At 68.4% G+C, this 6,411-nt stretch carries 6 protein-coding genes; 5 read left to right on the plus strand and 1 reads right to left on the minus strand.

The features are described from left to right. Window positions 1-2: 2 nt before the first annotated feature. Window positions 3-665, plus strand: coding sequence for a peptide deformylase (locus tag AC50YM_RS19160; protein WP_494958527.1), 663 nt, complete (start codon window positions 3-5; stop codon window positions 663-665). Between the two features lie 58 nt (window positions 666-723). Here the strand turns inward: AC50YM_RS19160 and AC50YM_RS19165 are convergent, their stop codons facing one another. Further along, window positions 724-2,853: a S9 family peptidase gene (locus AC50YM_RS19165; RefSeq protein ID WP_494958528.1), complete on the minus strand. Its 2,130-nt coding sequence runs from the start codon at window positions 2,851-2,853 to the stop codon at window positions 724-726. A 114-nt stretch (window positions 2,854-2,967) separates the two neighbouring features. On the opposite strand from AC50YM_RS19165, the gene AC50YM_RS19170 reads away from it, so the two are divergent. The 4 genes from AC50YM_RS19170 to AC50YM_RS19185 all read left to right on the plus strand — a co-directional run bounded on the left by AC50YM_RS19170 (window position 2,968) and on the right by AC50YM_RS19185 (window position 6,298). Continuing rightward, window positions 2,968-3,840 carry a methyltransferase domain-containing protein gene (locus tag AC50YM_RS19170; RefSeq protein ID WP_494958529.1) on the plus strand — a complete coding sequence of 291 codons (873 nt, stop codon included), beginning with the start codon at window positions 2,968-2,970 and terminating at the stop codon, window positions 3,838-3,840. 148 nt (window positions 3,841-3,988) lie between these two features. Then, window positions 3,989-4,450: an NfeD family protein gene (locus AC50YM_RS19175; RefSeq protein WP_494958533.1), complete on the plus strand. Its 462-nt coding sequence runs from the start codon at window positions 3,989-3,991 to the stop codon at window positions 4,448-4,450. Between the two features lie 95 nt (window positions 4,451-4,545). Next, the gene (locus AC50YM_RS19180; protein WP_494958530.1) at window positions 4,546-5,589 is read left to right on the plus strand and encodes an SPFH domain-containing protein; all 1,044 of its coding nucleotides are present in this window, start codon (window positions 4,546-4,548) and stop codon (window positions 5,587-5,589) included. A gap of 361 nt (window positions 5,590-5,950) precedes the next feature. Then, window positions 5,951-6,298, plus strand: a complete 348-nt coding sequence (locus tag AC50YM_RS19185) for an RNA polymerase-binding protein RbpA (protein WP_226761285.1) — start codon at window positions 5,951-5,953, stop codon at window positions 6,296-6,298. The last annotated feature ends 113 nt before the right edge of the window (window positions 6,299-6,411 follow it).

Raw genomic sequence — 6,411 nt, forward strand, 5'->3', positions numbered from 1 at the left:
CCATGTCCCCTGACGCCACGCCGACTGACTTCAGCACCGCCCGCATCCACGAAACCGTCCAACAAATACTGACCGCCGGGGTACTGCCCGCCATTGTCCAGGCGGGACATCCGGTGCTGCGGCAGGTCGCCGAGCCGTTCAACGGCCAGCTGAGCGACGCCGAGCTCGGCCAGCTGATCGACCTGATGCGCAGCCTGATGCACAAAGCACCCGGTGTGGGCCTGGCGGCACCCCAGCTCGGCATTCCGTTGCAGCTCGCCGTGCTCGAGGACCAGTTCGACGTCGATCCCACCGTCGCCGCCGTCCGCGGACGGGAGCCGCTGCCGTTCTTCGCCATGCTGAACCCGTCCTACGAGCCCACCAGCGGTTCCACCGTGGCGTTCTACGAAGGATGCCTCTCCGTGAACGGGCTCCAGGCCGCCGTCTCCCGCCACGATTCGGTGCGGTTGGATTTCACGGCACCGGACGGGACCCGGCAGCAGCGGAATTTCAGCGGCTGGCAGGCCCGGATCGTGCAGCACGAAACCGACCACGTGCACGGCATCCTCTACCTGGACCGTGCCGAACTTCGCTCCCTCAGCAGCAACGCCGAGTACGCCGCGCGCTGGTCACAGCCCGATATCAGCCTCGCCCGGCAGGAGCTCGGGTTCCTGCCCGAGGCCTGAGGCCGCTCACGCCGGACCCGCCCGCCCCGTCCGCCGCAGCGGACCGGGCGGCGGATGCTCAGGACTGCGTCGGCGCGGTGCCGGCGGGAGCGGCTGCCGGGTTTGCCGCCGTCGGAAGGTAGCGGGCCCACCACTGCAGGATCTGCTCGAAGCGCTGTTTGCGGTGGTGCGGCGTGCCGGAGCGTGACAGTTCATGGTTCTCCCCCGGGAAGACCAGGAACGCCGCCTCGACACCGAGCTGTTTGAGGGCCGTGAAATACCGCTGGCCCTGCTCCACCGGGCAACGGAGATCCTCCTCGCTGTGGATGACCAGCGCCGGGGTACGCACCTGGTCCACCCGGGCCATCGGGCTCTGCGCGGCCATCTGTTCGGCGGACCGCCCGGTGTACTCCCCGCCAAAGAACCAGCCAATATCCGAGGAACCGGTAAAGCTCACGGGATCGAGGAAGCCGCGTTCCACGATGGCGGCCCTGAAACGATGGTCATGGCTGATGGTCCAGGCGGTCAGGTAGCCGCCGTAGGAACCTCCCATGATGCCGAGCGCCCCGCCGTCGAGCTCCTCGAACTTGCCGAGCGCGCCGGCCAGGAAGGCCAGCACGTCCTGCATGTCCAGGCTGCCCATCTTTTCCTTGATGGCCCGTCCGTGGGCCGGGCCGTATCCGGCGGACCCGCGGGGGTTGCACTGCAGGACCGCGTAGCCTGCTGCGGCGTAGACCTGGGCCTCGTCGAAGAGGGCACCGGTGAACTGGGCAAACGGGCCGCCGTGGATGTTCAGCAGGACCGGGTGGGGCCCCTCGCCCGGCGGCTTCACGAGCCAGCCATGGACGGAGTAACCGTCCGCGGAAGGGACCGTGAGCTCGAGGGGTTCGATGATCGAGGCGTCGGCGCGCAGCGCTGCCGAAAAATCTGTCAGTACCCGGAGCTGGCCGCCGGCCAGGACTGCGATGTCACCCGCAGTCGCCGAGTCCGTGAAACTCACGACCAGCGATTCCCCGCCGGCGGCGGCGCCGGTGACGACCCGCCCACCGTGGAGCAGCCGGTGGTTCCCGGCCGCGTGGAACTCAAGCAGCTCGACCGTGCCCCGGGTGTTGTTCAGCAGCAGCGCCGAATCGGGGCCGCCCAGTTCAATCCTGCCGCTGCAGCCGAGGTCCATCGCCTCGGCGTCGCTCAGGCAAGTGGCGTCGCCGCCGGCCGCCGGCATCACGTACAGCGCGGTGTTGCGTGCCACGAAATCCAGGCCCGAGCTGCCGAGCTCCTGGGCGAGGAAAAACAGCCACCGTCCGTCCCCTGACTGGCGGACGGCGTGCACGGTCTGTCGGCCGACGTTGCCGGGAGCCACCGGTTCCGGCTCCCCTCCCCCGGCGCCATCCCCGACCGGAAGGCGGTAGATGCCGCTGGCGAGATCGCCGTCGCTGCCGGGGTGCAGCGCGGCCGTGAAGTAGATGGCGGTTCCGTCTGCGCTGAAACCGGCGCCGTCGTGGTCGGTGGCAGCGGTGGTGAGCTGCCGCGCGGCCGGCAACAGGCCGCCCGACAGGCCGCCCGACGTTGTGCCCGACGCGCCGGAGCTGGTGCCGGACGTGGTGCCGGAGCCGCCGCTCGCGGCGTCAGCCGCGGTGCGGGCCTTCAGCGCCCTGCCCTGCGGCGCCACCCTGGGTTCCGCCCCGAGTGCGGGAAGTTCGACGAGGAAGAGCTGGACCGGCTTGTCGGCGGTGTATCCGACGCCGTTCATCCGGTACTGGTAGTCCGTGATCAGCCGGGCGTCCTCGGATCCGGCGGTGACTCCCTCGGTGCTGCCGTAGCGGCCGTCCGCCGGAGTGCGTGCGCTGTAGACAATGCGCCGCGAGTCGGGCGACCACGCGAACGCAGACACTCCCAGCGGGGCGTCGGTGACGGGCTGGGGCTCCCCGCCGCCGGCCTCCACGATGTGCAGCTGGGGTTTGCCGCCGGCCGCGGCGCGCAGGAACCCCAGCACCTCTCCGTCCGGGGAGAAGTCCGGAGCCGTGTCGCGGAAACCGCGGGTCAGGCGGCGCGGGCGGTGTTCCGGGTCCAGCGGCACGGACCAGAGCTGGCCGACATAGGAGTCGGCGTCGAAGTCGGGCCGCAGCACCGACACCACGGCACGCGTGCCGTCCGGATGCATGGCGGGAGCGGAAACGGAATTGATCAGCGGCAGATGTTCTGGTTTCACCTGAGCGAGCCTAGCCCCAGATTCCCGGGCTGTGAAATAGCTCACCCCGGAACGCCCGGCCCGGCGGCGTCGGCGCACCCCGTGACCGGGCGTGGCACCTTTAGGATGGACACCATGCCCCCCGCCTCCACCGCCTCCCTGCTGTGCCCGGTCTGCCGGAACCGGCTCGGATTCAGCGACAGCACCGGCCGGACCCTGGTCTGCCCGTCCGGCCACAGCTTCGACGCGGCGAAACAGGGGTATTTCAACTTTCTGGTCGGTAAAGGGACCGTGTTCGAAGCGGACACCGCCGAGATGGTTGCGGCGCGCTTCGACTTCCTCGCCGCCGGCCACTACCGTCCACTCGCCGACGCCGTGGCCGAAGTGGCCGCCCCGGTGCTTTCCGGCGGTACCCCGCGCAGACCGGGGACGGTGCTGGACGCCGGAACCGGGACCGGCCACTATCTGCGTGCCGTGCTGGACCGGGCGGCACTGGACCGGACTCCCGCAGCGGCCGTCGGCCTGGATATTTCGAAGTTCGCGCTGCGCCGGGCCGCCAGGCTGAACCCTGAGGCCATGAACCTCGTCTGCGACGTCTGGCAGCCCCTGCCGCTCGACGACGACGCGGTCGACGTCGTCACCGTGGTCTTCGCGCCGCGCAACGCGGCCGAGTTCGCCCGCGTGCTCCGTCCCGGGGGCCGGCTCGTCGTGGTGACCCCCCGGCAGGGGCATCTCGAGGAGGTCGCGGGGCGCGCCGGGATGCTCGGGATCGACCCGGCAAAGGACGAGCGGCTGGCAGCCTCGCTCGAGGGACACTTTTCGGCGCTCTCCGCGGACAACCTGGACGTGCCGCTTCTGCTGGCCCCGGACGACGTCGGGCGGCTGGCCTTCATGGGCCCGGCCGGACACCATCTGGACCCCGGGGCCCTGGCATCCCTCACGGCCGCGCTTCCGCCGCTGACCGCCGTATCAGCCCGGTTCCGGATCAGCATTTTCGAGCCCCGCTAGCAGTCCCGGCGCGTACTTCAAGGTAACGACTTGGCGTCTTTCGCCGGTGTCCTTCCGCGGCCCTCGGCAGGCCTTGCCCTGCGGCTTAGGATGGAATCACAGTTACTGAGGGTCTGCGCCTGCAGCCCCCGGGGCGAAGGGGAAAATGATGTTCGAATGGCTGCCGGAAAACTGGTGGGCGATGTGGCTCACGGTCTTCCTCGTTTTCGCCGTCGTGGAGATGCTCACCCTCGACCTCTTCTTTATTATGCTCGGCGGCGGAGCCCTGGCCGGCCTGGTGGCGGCCTTCGCCGGCGCCGATCTCGGACTGCAGGTCGTGGCTTTCTGCGTGGTCTCCCTCCTGATGATCGGCTTCGTACGGCCCGTCGCGCTCAAGCACCTCCACAAGGGCCCGGCGGACCGCCGTAGCAATATCGAACGGCTGATCGGCGAGTCTGCGCTGGTGATGGAGCCGGTCAGCGAAAGCGGCGGCCTGGTCAAAATCGGCGGCGACGTCTGGAGCGCCCGGTCCGAGACCGGAGTCCTGGCACCTGGGCAGCACGCGATCGTCAGCGCCATCGATGGCGCGACCGCCGTCGTTGCCCCGCAGCCCGAGACCGCCATCCAGTAGCAGGCGCAAGAATTCCGGCGGCCGCGACCGGCCCCGGCACGCGGCGGGACACCGCCGCACACCATAGCTAGACCAATCTGGGGAATAGGTGATGTATGGATATCGCAGTCGCAATCGTGCTGCTGGTTCTCGTTGCGTTCGTAATAATCGTGCTGGTCCGGTCGGTGCGGATTGTCCCGCAGGCCCGTGCCGGCGTCGTCGAACGGCTGGGCAAATACCAGCGAACGCTGAACCCCGGCCTCACGATCCTGATCCCGTTCGTGGACCGGCTGCTGCCGCTGCTTGACCTGCGTGAACAGGTGGTTTCCTTCCCGCCGCAGCCGGTGATCACCGAGGACAACCTCGTGGTCTCGATCGACACGGTCGTTTACTTCCAGGTCACCGACGCGCGGGCAGCGACTTACGAGATCGCCAACTACATCCAGGCGGTCGAACAGCTCACCACCACGACACTCCGGAACGTCGTCGGCGGCCTGAACCTCGAGGAGGCCCTGACTTCCCGTGACCAGATCAACGGCCAACTCCGCGGAGTGCTGGACGAAGCGACCGGCCGCTGGGGCATCCGGGTCTCCCGGGTCGAGCTCAAGGCGATCGATCCGCCCCACTCCATCCAGGACTCGATGGAAAAGCAGATGCGCGCCGAACGTGACCGCCGGGCCGCGATCCTGACCGCGGAAGGCACCAAGCAGTCCGCCATCCTGACCGCCGAAGGCCAGCGGCAGTCCTCGATCCTGAAAGCCGAGGGTGACGCGAAGGCAGCGATCCTCCGGGCCGACGGCGAGGCGCAGGCCATCCAGAAGGTCTTCGACGCGATCCACAAGGGCAACCCGGACCAGAAGCTCCTCGCGTACCAGTACCTGCAGACGCTTCCCAAGATCGCCGAAGGATCAGCGAACAAGCTGTGGATCATCCCGAGTGAGGTCGGCGAAGCCCTCAAGGGCATCGGCAGCGCACTGGGCGGCAGCAAGGACGGACAGTTCAACGACGGGCTCTTCGGCCCCGGAACCGACTCCGCAGTGAAGCCTGCTGCAACCGCACCACCTGCACCCGTTGCGCCCGTAGCGCCCGGCACCGCTGCGGCGGCAGGACCCTCCGCCGGCGCCGCTGCGACAGGCTTCCCGGGCCAGCCGGACTCCTGATCGCCCCAACCGAACGGGGAGGCAGCCGCGCGGCGGTTGCCTCCCCGTTCCGTTGCCCCGTTCCCCGAGCACCCTGCACCTGGCGGCGTTCCATCGCAGGCCAGTGGCTCCGCGTACCGGAAGTCCGACGCGAGCGGACACCCCAGGCTTTGCCGGGGCGCCTGACTCCCGTATACTTGAGTATTTGTCCGGCAGGTTCAGTCCGGCGGAACAATTAAGCTTCGCGAAGCGTTTAATCAAGTGACGATTTGTCCGGTTTGGGTCCAGTGAGACAGCGCAACGCAAACAACAGTCCGGCGCGGCCTCACGGCCCCCGGCTATCGCAGGTTATAACCCTGCGAACCGAATAGAGGGAGAAAAGATGAGCGATCGCAGCCTGCGGGGTATGCGCCTCGGCGCACAGAGCATGGAGACCGAATCCGGCGTCGAACCGGCTCCGCGCCAGCGGGTTGAGTACCGTTGTGCGGACGGCGAGCAGGTATTCGTGACCTTCTCCTCCGAAGCGGAGATTCCCCCGGTATGGGTGTCGAAGACCGGCAAGGAAGCCTTGCTCGTCGATGGCGAACGCCCCGTGAACCTCAACGAAAAGGCAGTCCGCACACACTGGGACATGCTCCTGGAACGTCGCTCACTGCCCGAACTGGAGCAGATCCTCGCCGACCGCTTGACGATCCTGCGCGAACGCCGCGGCGAACGGCGCTCAGCCTAGACCGTCCGCGCACCCGCCGCTTTAAACCAACGCGGGGTCACTTCCGGCCCCCCCCGAGGAAACGGAGGGGTCGGGAGTGACCCCGCATTGTTTCGTTACAAGGCTACTTTCGG

The sequence above is a fragment of the Pseudarthrobacter sp. RHLT1-30-1 genome, assembly GCF_059383415.1.

Bases quoted from the DNA above. Each gene is read 5' to 3' on its own strand.
- AC50YM_RS19175 (WP_494958533.1), top strand. From the start codon at position 3,989: ATGTTCGAATGGCTGCCGGAAAACTGGTGGGCGATGTGGCTCACGGTC.
- AC50YM_RS19160 (WP_494958527.1), top strand. From the start codon at position 3: ATGTCCCCTGACGCCACGCCGACTGACTTCAGCACCGCCCGCATCCAC.
- AC50YM_RS19185 (WP_226761285.1), top strand. From the start codon at position 5,951: ATGAGCGATCGCAGCCTGCGGGGTATGCGCCTCGGCGCACAGAGCATG.
- AC50YM_RS19170 (WP_494958529.1), top strand. From the start codon at position 2,968: ATGCCCCCCGCCTCCACCGCCTCCCTGCTGTGCCCGGTCTGCCGGAAC.
- AC50YM_RS19180 (WP_494958530.1), top strand. From the start codon at position 4,546: ATGGATATCGCAGTCGCAATCGTGCTGCTGGTTCTCGTTGCGTTCGTA.